An 18,393-nucleotide genomic window follows, 5' to 3' on the forward strand; every position below is an offset into this window, starting at 1 on the left:
GGCCGCGCGCACCGACATTCAGCGCAATAATAATCCCCGCCCTTTCAAGCAGCCGTTCCCCGCCATGCCCTCCATTATTTCGATTTCCGGGGTCACCAAGACCTACGCCACCGGCTTCAAGGCGCTGAAGGAAATCAACCTCGACATCGAACGTGGCGAGATCTTTGCGCTGCTGGGGCCGAACGGCGCCGGCAAGACGACGCTGATCTCGATCGTCTGCGGCATCGTCAACCGCTCGTCGGGCACCGTCACGGTCGACGGAAATGACATCAGCCGCGATTACCGCGCCGCGCGCAGCCTGATCGGGCTGGTGCCGCAGGAGCTGACCATCGACGCTTTCGAGACCGTATGGACCACGGTCAATTACAGCCGCGGCCTGTTCGGCAAGGCGCCCAACCCGGGCTTCGTCGAAAAAGTGCTGCGCGACCTCTCGCTGTGGGACAAGAAGGACGCCAAGGCGATCACGCTGTCTGGCGGCATGAAGCGGCGGCTGATGATCGCCAAGGCGCTGTCGCACGAACCGCGCGTGCTGTTCCTCGACGAGCCGACGGCCGGCGTCGATGTCGAACTGCGCCAGGACATGTGGGCGATGGTGCGCCGGCTGCGCGACGATGGCGTCACCATCATCCTCACCACGCATTACATCGAAGAGGCCGAGGCGATGGCCGACCGCGTCGGCGTCATCAACAAGGGCGAGATCATCCTGGTCGAGGGCAAGGCCGAACTGATGCACAAGCTCGGCCGCAAGCGGCTGGTGCTGGAGCTGCGCACGCCGCTCACCGCCATCCCCGACGCTTTCTCGCGCTATAAGCTGGAGCTTTCGCCGGATGGCACACAGCTCACCTACACCTATGACAACCAGAGCGAACGCCCCGGCGTCGCCTCGCTGCTGCGCGAGCTCGAGGCGGCCGGCATCCAGTTTCGCGACATGGACACGCAGAACTCTTCGCTTGAGGAGATCTTCGTCAATCTGCTGAGGCAAGAACCATGAACTGGCGCGCAGTCTGGGCGATCTACCGGGTCGAGATGGCGCGTGCGTTCCGCACCGTGCTGCAGAGCATCGTCTCGCCGGTGATTTCGACATCGCTCTATTTCGTCGTCTTCGGTTCGGCCATCGGCTCGCGCATCACCGAGATCGACGGCATCAGCTACGGCGCCTTCATCGTGCCCGGCCTGATCATGCTGTCGCTGTTGACGCAGTCGATCTCCAACGCCTCCTTCGCCATCTATTTCCCGAAATTCGTCGGCTCGATCTACGAATTGCTGTCGGCGCCGGTGTCCTATCTGGAGATCGTCATCGCCTATGTCGGCGGTGCCGCGACCAAGTCGATCATCCTCGGCCTGATCATCCTGGCCACGGCCTCGCTGTTCGTGCCGCTGCACATCCAGCATCCGGTCTGGATGCTCGCCTTCCTGGTGCTGACGGCGGTGACCTTCAGCCTGTTCGGCTTCATCATCGGCATCTGGGCGAAAAGTTTTGAGCAGTTGCAGCTGGTGCCGCTTTTGATCATCACCCCGCTGACCTTCCTCGGCGGCAGCTTCTATTCGATCAACATGCTGCCAGAGGTCTGGCGCACGGTGACGCTGTTCAATCCGGTCGTCTACCTGATCAGCGGCTTCCGCTGGAGCTTTTATGGCAAATCGGACGTCTCGGTCGCCGTCAGCCTTGGCATGACCGTTGTGTTCCTCGCCATCTGCATCGCCATTGTCGGCTGGATCTTCCGGACCGGCTACCGGCTGCGCAACTGAACGCTAGCCGGCAAATCTCAGCTACGGCACATTCGTGATGCTGCCGCTGCCTCTGACCTGCGAACGCTTCATCGTCGGGTGGCCGTAGAGATCGACGTCGCCGCTGCCGGAGATCGAGACATCCGCATCCGCCTGCGCGGTTACCTCGGCGTCGCCGCTGCCGCGGATCTCGATCCGCGCGGACTGGGCGACCAGGTTTCTCAGCCGCCCGTCGCCCGAGCCCGAAATCTCGAGGTCCACCGTCTGGGCGGTTCCGCTGGCGGTGACGCTGCCGCTGCCGCTGATGTTCAGCCGCAGCTTCGGCTGGTTGATCTCCTCCAGCGCGAGGTCGCCGCTGCCGACCACTTTCCAGTCCGTGATCGCCGGTCCCGACACGGTGACATCAAGCCTGGACGGGAACCAGCCGGTCTCGCAGTCGAGGCTGAGCTGGCTGCCTTCCAGCCGCAGATGGTCGATCAGAACCGCTTCGCCGCTGACCACAGCCTGCGCCTTGTCGCCCGGCCGATAGCGAACCGAACCCGGCAAGGCGAGGGTGAAACTGTCACTGGCGTCGAAGGGTAGCGTGACCTCTTTTTTCGTCCGGGTCAGCGCGCCGCAGGTGGATTGTCCGCCGATCCACGAGCCGCCGGCATTGATCCAGTCCGGCCCGGCAAGGCCGATGCCCACCGCCAGGAAGACGGCGGCGCCTACCAGTCCAACCGTCGCTGCGAATGCCAGTTTTCCACTCATGATCTGGTTTCCTTCAACGTGATGACAGATGTGCTCAGGCGCGGTTGCGGTCCGATTGCGTCAGGCGCGAATGCATCCGGGCATAGCGCCCGAGAAGCCGCAGGCCGGCGCCCTGGCCCAAGAGCAGCAAGGCGCCGCCGCCGATGAAAAAGCTTACCAGCCCGGCGCCGATGAAGACGCGGCCGAGCGTCACTGTCAGGGCGCCGCCGGCGTCGAACAGCAGCGTGGTGATGATGATCTTGATCCCCAACGCACCGACGGCGACAAGCGTGATGCCAAGGCCGATGCCGAGGATGACAGCGGTCAAAAGCAACGGCAGCAGGAAGACGAGGTCGACGAAGGCGAGGCCGGCAAGCGCCAGCGTCGCCGACAGCATGTTCGAAACGCTGCCATGGGATTCGAAACGGCGCAGCCCGGCTTCGGCCTGCAGTTCGCGGGCGAGCCTCGCGGGATCGCCCAACGCAGCCGCGACCTCCGCCTCGCTGCGGCCCGACGCGTCGGCAAAATGCGCGGCGTAGTCGCCGACAATGTCGTCGATCTCCTGCGGTGGCAGGCTGGCGAGCCCGAATCTCAATCTCTGCAAGAAATCATCCCTGGTCATTGCAAATCCTTGAGAAGTTGGTCGACGGCGGCCGAGAGCGAGCGCCAGTCGCGGCGGTGAACGTCGAATGCCCTCTCGCCGAGCGGTGTCAGCCGGTAATATTTGCGCGGCGGTCCGCTGCTCGACTCGACGATGCGGGTGGCGACGAGGCCGTCATTCTGCATGCGGCGCATCAGCGGATAGATCGTGCCTTCGCCCATATTGACCGCGGCGACCAGCGTGCTGGCGATCTCGTAGCCATAGCTCTCGCCGCGCGACAGCACGGCCAGCACGCACAGCTCAAGCGCGCCTTTTCGCAACTGCACCTGGATCGAGTCGGTCATGTCAGCTTCCGGGTTTCCGGATAGCTCAGCTTCCGGTCCTTACCGGATAGCTCAGCTTCCGGCGTACCGAATACATATAACAAGCTACCTGTTTATGCAAGGTAGCTTGTTAGCAATGATAGCGGGCCTCTCGCCGCCGCTCGGTGGCGTCGGTCAAAATTTTCAGTTTTGTTGAGGCAGATCGGCCGAGCTGGCCGCCAAAGATCTTGCTAGATGGCCTTGATCAGGCGCAACAGGCCCAGCATCTCGACCAGCGTGCCCTTGCGGAAGGCGATGTAGGTCGGCTCCTCGATGCCGTGGAAGCGGCGCTTGAACGCCGCCTGGCCCTTGAGGTTGAACTTGCTGCGGTTGACCCAGGGCGATTCATAGGCGCGCTCGAAGGCGTTGCGCCAGAAGCTCGATTCGGCAAAGTCATTGGCGCCGACATCGAGCATCGGCGACAGGCCGAGCGTGACGACGGAAATGCCCTCGCTGCGAAAGCGGTCGACGGCGAATTTGGTCAGGCCGATCTCGGCATGCGGCGAGGCGTCGATGTGCTTGCGCTTGAACGAGGTGGTGTAGCCGATCACCTTGCCGTCCCTGAACAGCGGATCGAAATCGAGCAAGGCGACAAGCTCGCCTTCCGGGCTGTAGAGCACGAAACGGCGCATATCGATGCCGAGATGATCGGCAAAGGGGCGGTTGAGGAACGCCATCTCCCAGCGCTTGACGATGCGGTCGGCCCGCCAGTTCTGCGACAGCCGCTGGACCTCGTCGAGATAGACCGCTCCCTCGCCAAAGGAAAACCCCTTCTTCAGGAGCCAGCGTTCGGAATAGCGCACGGTCTCGTTGCGCTTGCCGGAAAAGTCGTGCGCCGGCAGCTCCAGCCGCGTGTCGATGCCGAGGCGATTGACCTTGTAGCCGAGCCCGGACAGCACGCGCGCCGTCGGTTCGCCGATCTGCACGAACCATGGGCTGTCGGCAGCTTCGACAAAGCGTCTGATGTAGTCGGGCCGGTCGGGGGCATGGGCCACCGGGTCGCCGAGCGCGAAGTGATGCTTCATCTTGGTGCCGAAGGCGATGTAGCCGTCGGCGTCGCCGAAATAGGACAGTTTCTGCTGCACGGCGGTCGAATAGGCCAGCGAGAAGTCGCCGTAGCGGCGGACCAGCGCCAGCCGCTCGACATGCGTCAAATCCAGACGCGGCACCTTGGCTGCGGCGCCCTCCAGCAGTCTGTCGAGAAAGATACGCAAGGAGGGCATGGTCGAAGCTTCCGCGTGCCGATGATAAACAGAGGCCTGCCCCCCAGGCCTCGAATCAGTCGCATTGACGCGACCTCATTATCGATCATATGGCCGCTGTGCCATATAGGACGGGTCGCCATGGCGCAGCTAAAAGGGAATCTCGACCGAATGGCGGCAACGACAAGCGAAACGATGCCTATCGTCCCGGAGCCGAAAGTACCCGATGAGATGGTGATCGTCATCGGCGCCGGAGCGGCGGGACTGGCAGCCGCCGACGCGCTTGGCCGATACGGCATGGCGGCCGTCGTGCTGGAGAAGGAGCCGCGGATCGCCGAACCGTGGCGGCGGCGGCACGAGAAGCTGACCCTCAACACGCATCGCGCCCTTTCGGCGTTGCCCGGCCTTGCCTACCCGTCGCGCACCGCCGCCTTTCCGAACAAGGATGTCATCGTCGGCTATCTCGAGGATTTTGCCCGTGCCCGCGGCATAAGGGTCGAATTCGGCACCGCCGTCGAGCGGATCGAGCGCAGCGGCAGCCACTGGGTCGTCCATACAAGCCAAGGCGTGCTGAGCGCACGTCACGTCATCGTTGCCACTGGCCGTGACCGCTTGCCGTGGACGCCGGACTGGCCGGGCAAGGCGACGTTCACCGGCAAGCTCGTCCACGCCGCCGATTTCGGCACCGCGGAGGACTATGCGGGCAAAAAAGTGCTGGTGGTCGGCGCCGGGAATTCCGGCTTCGACGTGCTCAATCACCTTGCCCGCGCCGACACAAAAGCCGTGTGGCTGTCGGCCAGGCAAGGTCCTTCGTTGATGCCGAAGCGGATCGGCAAGGTTGCCGTCGCGCGTTTCGGCGGCTTCATGGCGATGCTGCCGACGTGGATTGCCGACGCCGTGATCGCCGCGACGCAACGCCTGGTGTTCGGCGACCTCACCCGCTTCGGCCTGCCGCCGGCGCCGAAAGGCGGCGCCAGCCGGCTCGGCGTCGAACAGATCGCGATTGCCGTCGACGACGGCGCCGTCGCCGCGCTGAAAGCCGGCCGCATTTCGGTGGTGGCGCCGGTGGCTGCCTTCGAAGGCCAGGCCGTGCGGCTGACCGACGGCACGGTCATCTCGCCGGATGTGGTGATAGCTGCGACCGGTTATCGCACCGGGCTGGAAACCATGCTGGGCGATCTCGGCGTGCTCGACGCCAAGGGCGTGCCGAAAGCCAATGGCGGCACGCCGAGCGGCCAGCCCGGCCTATGGTTCATCGGCATGCGCCCGAGCCTGACCAGCTATTTCCACAGCGCCGGCCTTCAGGCTGAGGCAATAGCCCGGCAGATCGTCAGGGGGTCGTAGCCGAGCGCTGGACGGAGAACCACAGCGCACTCTCGAGATTGCTGCTGTAGTGCAGACTAGTGGTTCGATGCATCCGCACGACGGATCGCATACCTCGGCGATTAGCCGAAGCGCCCCGTCCCTTCGTCATCCACGGGCGGAGCAAGGAGCGTAGCGACGCAGCGCAGACCCGAGGATCCATGCCGCGACACCAATACGTTGCCACGGTGCAGGTTCTGCCCTGCTGCGCCATTCGGCGAAGGTCACGGAATGGATCCTCGGGTCTCCGCGACGCCGCTGCGCGGCTGCTTCGCCCGTGGATGACGAAGCGTGGAGGCGTTCGCCCAATCGCTCCAGCAGGCTCTTGAATCCATTCCATGCCTCATTATATAACATGTAATAAATAAGCGAACGGTCCCGATCATGGAAGACATCATTCGATCTCTTGGCTACCTCACCCTCGGCAGCAGGCTGAAGCGCATCGGCGAGCAGTTGCAGGCCGATACGCAGCGCATGCTCGATGGCCTGGAGGTGCCGGTCCAGTCGAGCCAGTACCCGCTGCTGGCCGCACTTGATCGCCTCGGGCCGCTGCCGGTCGGCGAACTGGCGCAGTCGCTCGGCATCACCCAGCCGGGCGTGACGCGCAGTGTGGCGTTGCTGGCCGAACTGGGGCTGGTCGAGGTCATGCAGTCGGACGGCGACCAGCGGCGGCGAATGGTTTCGCTGACCAGGAACGGTCAACGCCTGGTCGACAAAGCGAAGCGGGACGTCTGGCCGCGCATCGAGAATGCCGTCGCCGATTTGTGCAAAGGCCTGACAGGGCCGCTTCTCGAACAACTCTCGGCCATCGAGGACGGCCTGGCGGCAGCTCCGCTCGATCATCGTGCAAAACAGGGTGTCGCGTCATGAGCCATGTCCTCGACCGCCCCGTCTGGAGTGCGCTCGACACGCGGCATCGCATCTTTGCCTATGGCGGCAAGCTCGCCAGGCGTTATCCCGCGTCCATCGTCCCGTTCGCGGCTTCTGGCGCAGATGACGCTGAGAGCCTGCAGGCGCTCGCAAGACTCGTTCCCGCAGGTGAAAGCGTGTTCATGCTTCAGGCGGACCCCATTGTCCTGCCGTCTGAACTGACCGCGACCGTGACCGCCTTCGGTGTTCAGATGGTCGCCGAGGCGCCGTTGCCCCCCGTGTCGGATGAGCGCGTCCAGCAGCTCACGCTGGACGATGCGGCTGAGATGCTCGCTCTGGCGTCGCTGACCAAGCCAGGGCCGTTCACGCTCAAGGCGCTCAGCCTCGGCGAGTTCTGGGGCGTGAAGATCAATGGCAGGCTGGCGGCGATGGCCGGCGAGCGCATGAAGCAGCCCGGCTACAGCGAACTCAGCGGCGTCTGCTCGCATCCGGATTTTCGCGGCCTCGGCCTCGGCAGGCTGCTGTCGCTGTTCGTGTCCAACCGCATCATGGCGCGCGGCGAGGTGCCTTACCTGCACGCCTATGCCAACAATGCCAACGCGATCGGATTATACGAATCCATCGGCTTTAAGCTGAGGTCGGAGATGAACGTGGCCGTCGTGCAGCGCGCTGGCTAGGGCAATTCCAGGGAAAGTGTGTGCGGTTTTCCCGTCCGGAATTGCGTGAAAACAAAGACATAGAGCGGTTCGCCGTTTCTGTGAAACGGTGAAACGCTCTAGGCCGCCTTGGGCCTCAGGCTGACTTCGGCTCCAGCCGGCGGAAACCGACGGTTTCCATAAGCATATCCTCCTCGACCATGCCGGCATTGTGGAGCGCGAGCACGTTGAGCGCGATCTCCCGCGCCTCGGCCGAATCGGGATGCACGTCGCGCCTGCGGCAGGCCTCGTCGAACACACGTTGCAGCTTGGCGATGTCATTGGGCCTGAGCAGGCCACGGTCATAAACAGACTTCGGCATGGCAGCCTCCTCTACAAGACCTAGGGCGCCGAGAATAAATGTCCAATCTTTCCCGAGGCTTGAGTAGAGCAGTCGCCTGGGTTTGGCTGAATCCGGCCCGAGCGTTGGCAATCAGACCGCGATCTTGCTGCCACCCACCCGGCTACCTCTCGTCACCTGCCGGGCTTGTTCCGCTGCAGTCTGCTTGACGTGCCGGCACGCTTGCGAAACAAGGGCTGCCACAACGGCAGCGAGGCACAAAGTGAGTTTCTGGGGACTGGCGCAGCTCGTCATTTCGACGGTGATCTTCCTGCTGGCGGCAATCGCGGCCAAGCAATGGGGGCTGGCGCCGAGCCCCGGCAAGATCCTGCTGACGCTGGCGCTCTATACGGCGGGCAATCTGATGATGCTGCGGCTGGTCCGCGAGTTCGGCATGTCGGTGTCGTTCAGCCTGTCGGCGGTAATCCAGCTGGTGGCGGTCAATGCAGTGGCGCTGGTGTTCTTCGGTGAACGCGTCAACGCCTTGCAAGCGACCGGCATTGTGCTGGCGATCGCCGCGGTGGTGCTGATCACGCTCGGGCCCTATCTGCAGGGGCGGCTGTAGATCGATGAAGGCTGCCCTCCGCACCCTCGCCAACTGGATCGAATTTCCGGTTCTGCTCGCCGGGCTGATCATCGCCGGCGGACTGTGGGGGTTCGAGGAGCTGATGGAAGTGGCGCGCGACACCACCCCGCATGCTTTCGACACCGAGATCCTGCTCGCCTTTCGCCAGGCCGGCCATCCCGACGTTCCGCTCGGCCCGCTCTGGCTGCAGGGAGCGATGCGCGACATCACCAGCCTCGGCAGCTCGGCGGTGCTGACGCTGATCGTCACGGCGGTGATTGTCTATCTCCTGCTGATCCGCAAGGCGGGCACGGCGCTGTTCATCCTGGTGGCGGTCGTCGGCGGCCAGATACTGTCCACCCTGTTGAAAGCCGGCGTCGACCGGCCGCGCCCGGACCTTGTCTCGCATCTCGCCGCCGAGACGTCGCTGTCGTTCCCAAGTGGCCATGCCATGGTCTCGGCTGTGACCTATCTGACGCTCGGCTCGCTGGCGGCGCGTTTTCTGCCCGGCCGCACGACCAAGATCTTCGTGCTCTGCCTGGCGGTTCTGACGACGCTGCTGGTCGGCGTCAGCCGCGTCTATCTCGGCGTCCACTGGCCCTCGGACGTGCTCGCCGGCTGGTGCGCCGGCTTCGCCTGGGCGATGCTGTGCTGGCTCGCCGCCCGCGCGTTGCAGCGGTGGCGCGGGCAGCCGGACGGCAACTGAGCCGCCCGTTCAGAACAACGCTCTGCGGCCAAAACCCAATCCTCTCAACGAGGTCACAGCAAGATCACAATAGCGCGACGTGGCAGCGCAACTTGTGGATTGCCAGAACGAAATCGCTCATCATCCGGAAAGGCGGTTGTGATCCTCTTCAGCCGATGGAGCAAACCCTTGAGACTGCTCAAGAAGGTTGTTTGTCTGGCCTGCCTTTGTATTCCTGGCTGTCTCTATTCTGCGCATGCAAATGCCGACCAGCTCGTGCAATTTGAAAGCGCGGCTGTGAAGCCGACGCCATTTCAGAAGCGCCTTGCGGAACAAAACGGGCAAGTGCTGAAAGAAATTCCCGGCACGCTATTGAACGGGTATCTAACGCGACCGCCGGGTGAGGGGCCGTTCCCGGCTATAGTTGTTCTCCACGGATGTGGAGGTCTATCCCCCAATGTAAAGAAAACCTGGTCCGAGCGGCTGTCTTCCTGGGGTTACATCGTCCTCGTTGTCGACAGTTTCAGCACGCGCGGCATAAAAGATACCTGCAATCGCTTCTTCTATGATCGCGTCTATGACGCCTACGGTGCCTTGGAGTTCCTATCGAAGTACAGCTTTGTCGACCCAAAGCGCATAGCGTTGATGGGGTTCTCCGCTGGCGGGATCGCAACGCTCGAGGCCGTGCAACTTGGCGGCGCCGAGCAGCTTGTGGAGCGCAAGTTCAAGGCAGCGATTGCCTATTATCCGTATTGTGCGGTTTCGAACGGCGACATGGCGGTCCCGACCTTGATCCTGATCGGCGAGCTAGATGATTGGACCCCCGCCAAGAAATGCCAGGAGATGATGGCGGAGCGCAGCGGCAAGGGAAGCTCCGTGCAGCTTGACGTCTTCAAGGGCGCTCGTCACGGATTTGACTCCCCAGGATTAGAGATTGGCATCGAGGTCTATGGTCACCGGATGGAATACAACGCGGCTGCGGCAGAGCAATCCGCAAGCGATGCCCATGTCTTTTTGCGAGGAGTCTTTGGGAACTAAGTGCGCGTCCGCTGACCAACGAGCCTTCAAGGCGGGTCGCCAGTCTTCCCCCTAGCCGGTCCGCCCGCGGTCAAATCAACCGGTTGATCAGCCCATGCCCGCAGCCTGCCAGCAGCAAAACCATCGACAGCAAGGCTGCCGATGTCATCGCGGTCTTGAAAATCCTCAACTGCTTTATCCCTGAGTTGGTCGGTGCTGAAAAAGCCAGGCTGCCGTCATCATCTTCCCGCCAATGGCGACTGGATGGTAGCGTAGCATGCTTGTCTCGTTTCCCACCACCCGGCCCCTTTCAATGAGTCCATGTCTGATACATGCATAGTGATGCTTGAAACATGACCATGATGGTACTATACCTCGACCTCGCAGACTCAGACGGGGATTCCGGCCGATGATCACTGCCGCGCAGATGCGCGCCGCAAGGGCGCTTGCCGGCATCGATCAGAAGACGCTCGCCGAGCGCGCCGGGGTTTCGCTTCCGACCATTCAGCGCATGGAAGCGAGCGATGGCGTGGTCAGGGGCGTGGTCGATACGCTGATGAAGGTCATCCAGGCACTCGACGAGGCCGGGGTGGAATTGATCGGCGAGAACCAGACCAGCGAGCGCGGTGGCCGAGGCGTGCGCCTCAAGTCTACCGCCCCGCCGAACCCGCAAGGCTGAGTCGGCATACAGTCGCGACGGCGACCGCCGACAGTCCTGCCGACGATCCCGCCGCCTTCACGCAAGCGGAAGGCAGTCCATGGATCAGATCCGGCAGACAGTGCAGCAACCGGCCCAGAAGTTGGCCCGGAAGTCGGCAAAGCCGACATTTTCCGAGCTGTTCACACCCAAGCTGGTGACGGTCTGGCGCGAGGGTTACCACCTGCCGCAGTTCAGGGCCGATTTCATGGCCGGGCTGACCGTCGCCATCGTGGCGTTGCCGCTGTCGATGGCGATTGCGATCGCGTCGGGGGTGACGCCGGAGCGCGGCCTGTTCACGGCCATCGTCGGCGGCTTCATCGTCTCGGCGCTCGGCGGCAGCCGCTTCCAGATCGGCGGCCCGGCCGGCGCCTTCATCGTGCTGGTGGCGGCGACGGTGCAGCGCGAAGGCGTCGACGGGCTGCTCTTGGCGACGATGATGGCCGGCGTCTTCCTGCTCGCCATCGGCTATCTCAGGCTTGGCACCTACATCAAATTCATCCCCTATCCGGTGACGGTCGGCTTCACCGCCGGCATCGCCATCATCATCTTTTCCGGCCAGATCGTCGAACTGTTCGGGCTCAGGCTTGCCGGGCCGGAGCCTGGGCCGCTGCTGCCGAAGCTGATGGCGATCGGCGCTGCGGCCGGCACGATCAACATCGCGGCGACGTTCGTGGCAGTGCTGACCATCGCCACCATCGTCGCGGTGAAGCGCTGGCGGCCCGGCTGGCCGGGCATGCTGATCGCCGTCGGGCTGGCCTCGCTTGTCGTGGCGCTGCTTTCCTTGCCGGCCGAAACGATCGGCACCCGCTATGGCGGCATTCCGCGCAGCCTGCCATTTCCGGCGCTGCCGGCGCTCAGCCCCGACAAGGCGATTTCGGTGCTGCCGGACGCGGTGGCCTTTGCGTTGCTCGGCGCCATCGAATCGCTGCTGTCGGCCGTGGTCGCCGACGGCATGACGGGGCGGCGGCACCGCTCCAATTGCGAACTGGTCGCGCAAGGCTTTGCCAACATCGCGTCGGCCCTGTTCGGCGGCATCTGCACCACCGGCACCATCGCCCGCACCGCCACCAATGTGCGGGCCGGCGCCCATGGCCCGGTTTCGGGCATGCTGCACGCGCTGTTCCTGCTGGTCTTCATGCTGGTGGCCGCACCGCTGGCCAGCTACATCCCGCTTGCCGCCCTTGCCGGCGTGCTGGCGGTGGTGTGCTGGAACATGTTCGAGAAGCAGGCCTTCGCCACGCTGCTGCGCGCTTCGCGCGGCGATGCGCTGGTGCTGATGGCGACCTTCCTGATCGTCGTCTTCCGCGATCTCACCGAAGGCATCGTCGTCGGCTTCGCGCTGGGCTCGATCCTGTTCATCGACCGCATGGCCAAATCGATCGCCGTGGAGGCGGACCTGCCTCTGGTGCAGGACGATGTCGCCGACAGCAGCGGCCGCGCCTACGATGCCAGCGAGGCGAGCGATGCCGACACGGTCGTCTATCGCATCTCCGGCGCCTTCTTCTTCGGCGCCGCCTCGACTGTCGGCACGGTGCTCGACCGCATCGCCGACCAGCGCAAGAACTTCATCCTGGATTGCTCGGCCGTGCCGTTCTTCGATTCCACCGCGGCCAATGTCATCGAGGGCGCGGCCCACAAGGCGAAGCGCGCCGGGGTACGCTTCATCATCGCCGGCGCCTCGCCGCAGACACGGCGCATGCTCATCAACCACGGCGTCAAGCGGCCGCTGGTGACCTTTGCCGCTTCGATCCGGGATGCGCGGGCGCAATTGGCCCCGGAGAAGGCGCAAGAGAAGGCGTAGCCGCCGGCCGGGGACCGGCCGGCGCTCGATCACTGCGATGTTGCGTCGACGTTCACCGCGGCGATCTCGCCTTCGTTCATCAGCGGCACGAAGATCCGCGTCCCATCTGTACCTATGTCGGCGCTGCCCGGCTTGAACTGCGCCACAATCTCGGGAGCGCCGCCATCCTTGTAGCGGTAGAGCGTGCCGGTCATGTAGGCGGTGGCGTAGATGCTGTCGCCGATGGCGACGACGCCGTCGAGGTCGGCAAAATTTTGCGCGCCGGGCAAAGGCGTGATGACCTTGCTGGCGAGGTCGACCGACAGCAGGCCGCCGGGTTCGGCAGTGCTGAAATCGGGCTTGATGCCCTTGCCCCAGGACGCCACGATCAGCCGATCGCCATCGGCGAAGACACCGTTGGGCGACGCCAGCAATGCGTCCTTGACGAACAGCTCAGGCTTGTCGCCGTCGATGCGGTAGATCGCATCGGCCAGCATGTCGGTGACATAGATTTTGCCCGACCTGTCCGATGTCACGTCGTTGAGGAAGACGGCGCCAGGCACATCGATGGTCGAGACGAGCTTGCCGTTGGCGAGATCGACGACGCGCACCTTGGTGATGTCGGCGACGTAGAGCTTGCCGCCGGAGATCGCCGAGCCTTTCGGTGCATCCATGCCGTCGGTCCAGTGCTGGGTGACGGTCTTGCCGTCCGGCGACAGCACCGAGAGATAACCGTTGCCGTCGGCTTCGCCGGGATTGCCGACGATGTTGGAGACGATGATGCGATTGTTGGCGGCGTCGAACAGCGCCGATTCCGGCTGCTGGAAGCCGGAGGCGCGCCAGATCTCGCCGGCCTGGGCGGCCGGTGCAAGCGCGATGCCGAAGGCGGCGAAACAAATCGAGGTGATGAGGGGTTTCATGGGAGGTCTCCTGTGGTGACGAGCGGAGAGCTAGAGATTTCGATACTTTTCGGAAAGATCGATTACAGCTAGTATCGAAAGCCGATACCAAATGGCGCAAAAGAGGTGCATCCCATGAATGGCCTGATCTTCGAGGCGCTCAAGCGGACGCTGAAGGCCAAGGGCGTCACCTATCGTGACCTTGCCGATCGCATGGGCGTTTCCGAGCCGACGGTGAAGCGCATTTTTCACGAGCGCAATTGCAAGCTCGACCGGCTGGTGGAGATCTGCGCTGCTGCCGGCGTCGAGCTGGAAAACGTGCTGGGTTCGATGAACAGGGGGCCGGGACCGGTCAACCGCATCGCGCCGGAGATCGAGCGCAAGCTCGCCGGGCGACCGGCGCTGCTGTTCATCTTCGTTATGCTGTCGGAGAAATTCACGCCGGAGGGAGTCATGCGCTCGCAAGGCCTGAGCGAAGCCTCGATGTTCCTCTATCTGCGCGATCTCGAGGCGCTCGGCCTGATTGCGCTGGGCCGCGGGCTGTCGGCGCGGCTGCTGGTCGACACGCCGATCCAGTGGAATTTCGAAGGGCCGCTCAGGCCATTGTTCGAGATGACCAACAAGAATTTCATCGGCTGGGCGATCACCCATCTGGAGCGGGAAGCGACCTTCGTTTCTTTCTCGCGGCGGATGCGGCCGGAAACGGCGGAGATGGTCAAGCGCGAGGCCGAGGAACTGGCCGAGCGCGTCAAACTGCTCGCCCATCACGACCAGCACACGACGCCGGAAGACGGGCTGACCGGCTACAAATGGACGTTTGCTTTCGGCGCGACGCCGTTTCCGGCGATCATGCCGATCGGCCCGCACCCCAGGGATGCCGGTGCGTCCGGCCGGCCCGCCGCTCCGGCAAAGGGACGCCGTCCTTTGCCGGCCTGACACGGCCAAGCCTCTCTGGACGTTTTTGCTCTTTGCAGCCGCGTTTCAAAAACGAAACCCACATTCGTGATAGAGTTCGCGCATTGATTTGCCAGACCGCATCCCCATGAATCGAAGTGATCCCATGCCGACCGCGCCAACACTTGAACTTCGCCGCTATTCGCGCCTGAAGAATCTGCGGGAGCGCGCGGAACGCCAGGGTGCTGCATTGCAGTTCTGGGCGCGTACCGCATCGCTTGCTGTGATCTCCTGCTTCTTTTCATTGATCAGCCGCTGGGATGCCTCGCTGCTCTTCGTGCTGGCGGGCCTCGTGCTGTTCCAGCTCGTCGGCCTGATCCAGTTTCTCTTTGCGCGTCGTCGCAGCACGGCGCGATGGTGGATCGGTTACCTCGTCGGTACGCTGGACATCATTCTGCTGACCGTCCTGCTGATAACGCCCAACCCGTTTTCCCAGGAGGTCGCGCCGGCGGCGATGCAACTGCGCGAGGGCAGCTTCAAATTCCTGCTGATTTTCGTATGCCTTGGCGCGCTCACCCTTTCGACGCGATTGGCGCTCTATCTCGGCGCGCTCGCGGCCTTGACGTGGACGATCGGCGTGGGATGGGTGATTTCTCGTCCGGAAACCGTCATTCCGGCGACGAACCTCTATTCGATGCCGATGACAGAGCGGCTGAACCTCTATCTCAACCCCAATTTCGTCGACACATTCGCACAGGCGACCAACGTGTTGATTGTGCTGATCATCGGCGCAATCATGGCGCTGGTCGTCTCTCGCTCCCGACATCTGTCGGATGATTATGTCAAGGCAGAGCGCGCCCGCGCCAATCTCGCCCGGCATTTTTCGCCCAATGTCGTCGACCAGCTCGCCACCGATGACGAGCCCTTCGGCCCGGTCCGCCGGCAGGATATCGCGGTGCTGTTCGCCGACATTGTCGGCTTCACACACTATTCCGAGGATCATCCGGCCGAAGCGGTGTTCGAACTTCTGCGTCAGTTCCACCGGCGCATGGAGCAGGTCGTTTTCGACCATCATGGCACCGTCGACAACTATATCGGCGATTGCATCATGGCGACATTCGGGGTTCCGCAAGCCAGCCATGACGACGCGACCCGGGCCATCCAGTGCGCTGAAGCGATGATCGCGGCTCTCGAAGACTGGAATGTGCAGCGTGTGTCCAGGGGATACCCGCAGCTGGACGTCCGGATCGGCGTCCAATATGGCGCGGTCGTCCTCGGCGCGGTTGGCAGCGAGCGCAATCTGTCCTTCGCCGTGGTGGGCGATACCGTCAACGTGGCCAGCCGCCTGCAGGCGCTCTGCCGCGAGCTTCAAGCCAATATCTGCTTTGGGTCACGACTGATCGAGGCGGCCAAGGCGGAATCGCCGACGACACAGTTGAATGCGCGCGATCATGGACCGGTGAGCATCCGCGGCCGGGACGAACCGGTTCATGTCTGGGTCGAACACAGAGCCGAAAACCGGGACGCTATAGCGGTTTCGGCGTGATGCAGGCCGCCATGTGAAATGCCTGCGCCTCGGCCATGTCCTGATGCAGCCCGAAAGCCGTCACGTGTCTGAGGCGATTGCGCCAGCCTTCGCGGCTGCGGCGTCTATGCTTGCCTTGTCTTCCCAGGTCACAGCCCGGTAGTCGAAACCATATTCCAGCGTCGGTTTGACGATGCGGAAGAAGGGCGACAGGTCGAAATCGCGCGGCGTGTAGAGCGAATGATGGCGGATGTGCAGGATTTCCCGGCGCGAATAGCTCGACTGCGCCGAGGCGCGGCCGGGTGCACGGGTGATCTCGGGCAGGATCGGATAGCGGATTTCGCCATAGGCCTCGGCGATCAGCGTCGAGCAGATGGCGCGCGTCGGATCGCCGGAGCCGAAGGCCAGCATGCGGCGACGCCAGCGCACCGGCACCGGCAGCGCCGGCAGGAAAAAGCGCAGCATGTCGAAAATGTTCTTGAGATCGTATTTCAGGCCGAGCTTGCCGATCATGAAGGCGACGACATGGCCGCGGTCTTCCGGTGCCAGCCCGCTCGCCCGGCAGATGCGGGTGTTGTAAGTGCGGTAGCGCGACAAAGGCACGGCGACACAGCCTTCGCCGAGCGTCACCTCGATCAGGCGGGGACGTTCCGATCCGTCCGGCGGTTCGGGCAAGGCATCGCCGACATAGAAGGCGGCATGCGACCAGGTCGACTGGGTCAGGTATTTGATGACCGCCGAGATCTTCTGGTTGCCCTCGACGAGCAGGATGTCGCCGGGTTCGAGCGTCCGCCGCAGCGTCTCGGCATCGGATGGCGTGTACGGCTCATAGCCCGACGATTCATCCTGCAGCCGGCCGGCAAGCCAGCGGCCAAGCCTGTCGAGAAGCGTGTCGCGAGGCGCGGTCATGGTAGAGCGTGACTAGCACAAGCCGGCGGGCGAGGGCCAGCGGCGTCAGCCGACCGTAGCGTTCGTCTCTTCTGACGCCGGGCCGGCAAGGTCGTCGCGCGCATTGCGGGCGAGTTTCTTTGTCGAGCGCTTGGGGCTGTCGCCGAACAGTTCGGCGGCTCCGGCGAGACAGCCCTTCTTCAGGCTCTTTTCCGAGCGCTTCAACAGCTTGCCCAGGAGCTTGGTGTCGTGCGCATCGCCGAGCGGCTCGCCGTCGGCTTCGAGCAGCGCGCGCATGACGAAGACATCGTGCAACTCGCCGAGCCTTTCGCCGAGTTCGTCGACCGCCTTGCGCCGCACCTTGATCGGCGTCGGCCATAGCCGGCCGAGCAGCGACAAATGCATCGAGTGGGTCTTGGCCGCCTTGCGCAGATCGTGGAAATCCTCGGCCTCGCCGCGCGATCCCGCTCTGTCCAGCGCCTTCCTGGCGCGGCGCAAGGTGGCGCGGGCGCCGTCGGCAAGCACGTCGGCGGCATGTTCGGGCAAATCCGGGAGCAGCAGCCGCTCTATCCGCACCAGGCCCTCCTCGCAGGCGGCGGTCGCAGCACCTATGGCGGCGTCGAGGCCGGCGCCGGCATGCATTTCATGCTGGCGGGCGATAAGCAGGTCGCGCACGCTGTCGAGGCCGCCGCCGGCAACTTGCTCTGGAAAGGCGGCCGCCAGCCGGTCGATGGTCTCGACCAAAGCGGTCGCCTCACGCGGACCTGCCAACAGGGCCGCCACCTGGCGGTAGCACTGGTTCTCGGTCTGGCAAAACGTTTCGTTTCCGGAATGGACGAGACGCAGTAAGGCGCGCGCGCTCTTCAGCCGCTTGCGGCATTTGTGCAATGCCTGCTCCGGCCGGTCGTGCGCCGCGGCCAGATGGGCAAGCGCCTTGCCGATTTCCTCGCCAAGGATGCGCCTGACCTCGCCGGTCAGCGGCAGGCGCGGATCGATGCGAAAACTCATGCGGCGATCTCCGGAATCCCCCCAAGGGCGAGCGACGCGTTGTAAAACCTTTGCTCGCCGGTCACTTCGCGGCCGAGCCAATCGGGCAGCATTTCGTCTGGTACAGTCTCCGGCGTCTCGAGCTCGGCCACCACAAGGCCGGCAAGAATCCCGCCGAAAACATCGACTTCGTAGAGATAGCCGCGATGCCTAACATGGTGGCGTGTCTTCTCGATGACATGTCCGATGGCGAAGGCCAGCATCTCCTCGGCATCGGCCAGCGGGATCGGATACTCGTATTCGTCGCGCTCGCGGGCGCGACTGCCGAATTTGAGCGTCAGCTTCGCCGAGGTGCCGTCGCTGATGCGCACCCGCACGGTGCGGCCGGGGGCTGCGGCAAGATAGAACTGGCGAATGCGGATATCCGCCTCGGCCAGACTACGCCATTCGGCGCTGGAGACCAGGAATTTGCGTTCGACTTCCTTGCCCATGGCCGCGCACTAAAGCGTCTGCGGATCGACATGGCAAGCCGGCACAGAGAATCAATTTGACTTTAATCAATCG

The 18,393-nt window shown here is 63.7% G+C and carries 21 protein-coding genes; 12 read left to right on the top strand and 9 right to left on the bottom strand.

Features of this window, described 5'->3' with window-relative positions; all coding sequences use genetic code 11:
- Nucleotides 1–64 precede the first annotated feature (64 nt).
- Nucleotides 65–991, top strand: a complete 927-nt coding sequence (locus AC1DYJ_RS28230) for an ABC transporter ATP-binding protein (RefSeq protein WP_477287104.1) — start codon at nt 65–67, stop codon at nt 989–991.
- Complete coding sequence (locus tag AC1DYJ_RS28235) at nt 988–1,749, top strand: ABC transporter permease (protein ID WP_477287105.1); 762 nt, start codon at nt 988–990, stop codon at nt 1,747–1,749. The genes AC1DYJ_RS28230 and AC1DYJ_RS28235 overlap by 4 nt, the downstream gene beginning before the upstream one ends.
- A 21-nt stretch (nt 1,750–1,770) precedes the next feature.
- Here the strand turns inward: AC1DYJ_RS28235 and AC1DYJ_RS28240 are convergent, their stop codons facing one another.
- From AC1DYJ_RS28240 to AC1DYJ_RS28255, 4 genes are all read right to left on the bottom strand, one after another.
- On the bottom strand, nt 1,771–2,478 hold the full coding sequence (locus AC1DYJ_RS28240) for a GIN domain-containing protein (protein ID WP_477287107.1): 708 nt from the start codon (nt 2,476–2,478) through the stop codon (nt 1,771–1,773).
- Nucleotides 2,479–2,512: 34 nt separating this feature from the next.
- Nucleotides 2,513–3,079, bottom strand: coding sequence for a DUF1700 domain-containing protein (locus AC1DYJ_RS28245; RefSeq protein WP_477287109.1), 567 nt, complete (start codon nt 3,077–3,079; stop codon nt 2,513–2,515).
- On the bottom strand, nt 3,076–3,402 hold the full coding sequence (locus tag AC1DYJ_RS28250; protein WP_477287111.1) for a PadR family transcriptional regulator: 327 nt from the start codon (nt 3,400–3,402) through the stop codon (nt 3,076–3,078). Before AC1DYJ_RS28250 ends, AC1DYJ_RS28245 begins: the two co-directional genes overlap by 4 nt.
- Before the next feature lie 209 nt (nt 3,403–3,611).
- Nucleotides 3,612–4,643, bottom strand: a complete 1,032-nt coding sequence (locus AC1DYJ_RS28255; RefSeq protein ID WP_477287113.1) for a phosphatidylglycerol lysyltransferase domain-containing protein — start codon at nt 4,641–4,643, stop codon at nt 3,612–3,614.
- A gap of 150 nt (nt 4,644–4,793) precedes the next feature.
- Here AC1DYJ_RS28255 and AC1DYJ_RS28260 point away from each other — a divergent pair, with 150 nt between their 5' ends.
- From AC1DYJ_RS28260 to AC1DYJ_RS28270, 3 genes are all read left to right on the top strand, one after another.
- Nucleotides 4,794–5,966 carry a flavin-containing monooxygenase gene (locus AC1DYJ_RS28260; protein WP_477426319.1) on the top strand — a complete coding sequence of 391 codons (1,173 nt, stop codon included), beginning with the start codon at nt 4,794–4,796 and terminating at the stop codon, nt 5,964–5,966.
- Between the two features lie 402 nt (nt 5,967–6,368).
- A complete protein-coding gene (locus tag AC1DYJ_RS28265) occupies nt 6,369–6,854 on the top strand; it encodes a MarR family winged helix-turn-helix transcriptional regulator (RefSeq protein ID WP_477287116.1) in 486 nt (161 codons plus the stop codon).
- The gene (locus AC1DYJ_RS28270) at nt 6,851–7,531 is read left to right on the top strand and encodes a GNAT family N-acetyltransferase (protein ID WP_477287118.1); all 681 of its coding nucleotides are present in this window, start codon (nt 6,851–6,853) and stop codon (nt 7,529–7,531) included. The genes AC1DYJ_RS28265 and AC1DYJ_RS28270 overlap by 4 nt, the downstream gene beginning before the upstream one ends.
- 115 nt (nt 7,532–7,646) lie before the next feature.
- Here the strand turns inward: AC1DYJ_RS28270 and AC1DYJ_RS28275 are convergent, their stop codons facing one another.
- Entirely contained in the window at nt 7,647–7,871 is a 225-nt protein-coding gene (locus tag AC1DYJ_RS28275) for a hypothetical protein (protein ID WP_477287120.1), read from the bottom strand.
- A gap of 241 nt (nt 7,872–8,112) precedes the next feature.
- Between AC1DYJ_RS28275 and AC1DYJ_RS28280 the strand changes: the two genes are divergently transcribed.
- The 5 genes from AC1DYJ_RS28280 to AC1DYJ_RS28300 all read left to right on the top strand — a co-directional run bounded on the left by AC1DYJ_RS28280 (nt 8,113) and on the right by AC1DYJ_RS28300 (nt 12,657).
- Nucleotides 8,113–8,454, top strand: a complete 342-nt coding sequence (locus tag AC1DYJ_RS28280; protein ID WP_477287122.1) for a hypothetical protein — start codon at nt 8,113–8,115, stop codon at nt 8,452–8,454.
- 4 nt (nt 8,455–8,458) lie between these two features.
- The gene (locus tag AC1DYJ_RS28285; RefSeq protein ID WP_477287124.1) at nt 8,459–9,160 is read left to right on the top strand and encodes a phosphatase PAP2 family protein; all 702 of its coding nucleotides are present in this window, start codon (nt 8,459–8,461) and stop codon (nt 9,158–9,160) included.
- A gap of 168 nt (nt 9,161–9,328) precedes the next feature.
- Nucleotides 9,329–10,177: a dienelactone hydrolase family protein gene (locus AC1DYJ_RS28290; RefSeq protein WP_477287126.1), complete on the top strand. Its 849-nt coding sequence runs from the start codon at nt 9,329–9,331 to the stop codon at nt 10,175–10,177.
- Nucleotides 10,178–10,565: 388 nt separating this feature from the next.
- Nucleotides 10,566–10,835: a helix-turn-helix domain-containing protein gene (locus tag AC1DYJ_RS28295; protein WP_477287128.1), complete on the top strand. Its 270-nt coding sequence runs from the start codon at nt 10,566–10,568 to the stop codon at nt 10,833–10,835.
- Between the two features lie 79 nt (nt 10,836–10,914).
- Nucleotides 10,915–12,657: a SulP family inorganic anion transporter gene (locus AC1DYJ_RS28300; RefSeq protein ID WP_477287130.1), complete on the top strand. Its 1,743-nt coding sequence runs from the start codon at nt 10,915–10,917 to the stop codon at nt 12,655–12,657.
- 29 nt (nt 12,658–12,686) lie between these two features.
- Here the strand turns inward: AC1DYJ_RS28300 and AC1DYJ_RS28305 are convergent, their stop codons facing one another.
- On the bottom strand, nt 12,687–13,556 hold the full coding sequence (locus AC1DYJ_RS28305; protein ID WP_477287132.1) for an SMP-30/gluconolactonase/LRE family protein: 870 nt from the start codon (nt 13,554–13,556) through the stop codon (nt 12,687–12,689).
- A gap of 114 nt (nt 13,557–13,670) precedes the next feature.
- Between AC1DYJ_RS28305 and AC1DYJ_RS28310 the strand changes: the two genes are divergently transcribed.
- Nucleotides 13,671–14,471, top strand: a complete 801-nt coding sequence (locus AC1DYJ_RS28310; protein WP_477287134.1) for a helix-turn-helix domain-containing protein — start codon at nt 13,671–13,673, stop codon at nt 14,469–14,471.
- A 124-nt stretch (nt 14,472–14,595) separates the two neighbouring features.
- Entirely contained in the window at nt 14,596–15,975 is a 1,380-nt protein-coding gene (locus AC1DYJ_RS28315) for an adenylate/guanylate cyclase domain-containing protein (protein ID WP_477287137.1), read from the top strand.
- 60 nt (nt 15,976–16,035) lie between these two features.
- On the opposite strand, the gene AC1DYJ_RS28320 is transcribed toward AC1DYJ_RS28315, so the two are convergent.
- The 3 genes from AC1DYJ_RS28320 to AC1DYJ_RS28330 are packed head-to-tail and all read right to left on the bottom strand — an operon-like array spanning nt 16,036 to nt 18,320.
- Nucleotides 16,036–16,863 carry a C40 family peptidase gene (locus AC1DYJ_RS28320; protein WP_477426320.1) on the bottom strand — a complete coding sequence of 276 codons (828 nt, stop codon included), beginning with the start codon at nt 16,861–16,863 and terminating at the stop codon, nt 16,036–16,038.
- A gap of 45 nt (nt 16,864–16,908) precedes the next feature.
- Nucleotides 16,909–17,850 carry a CHAD domain-containing protein gene (locus AC1DYJ_RS28325; RefSeq protein WP_477287141.1) on the bottom strand — a complete coding sequence of 314 codons (942 nt, stop codon included), beginning with the start codon at nt 17,848–17,850 and terminating at the stop codon, nt 16,909–16,911.
- Nucleotides 17,847–18,320, bottom strand: a complete 474-nt coding sequence (locus tag AC1DYJ_RS28330; protein WP_477287143.1) for a CYTH domain-containing protein — start codon at nt 18,318–18,320, stop codon at nt 17,847–17,849. Before AC1DYJ_RS28330 ends, AC1DYJ_RS28325 begins: the two co-directional genes overlap by 4 nt.
- Nucleotides 18,321–18,393 lie beyond the last annotated feature (73 nt).

It is taken from the genome of Mesorhizobium sp. P2_B11, from assembly GCF_056404855.1.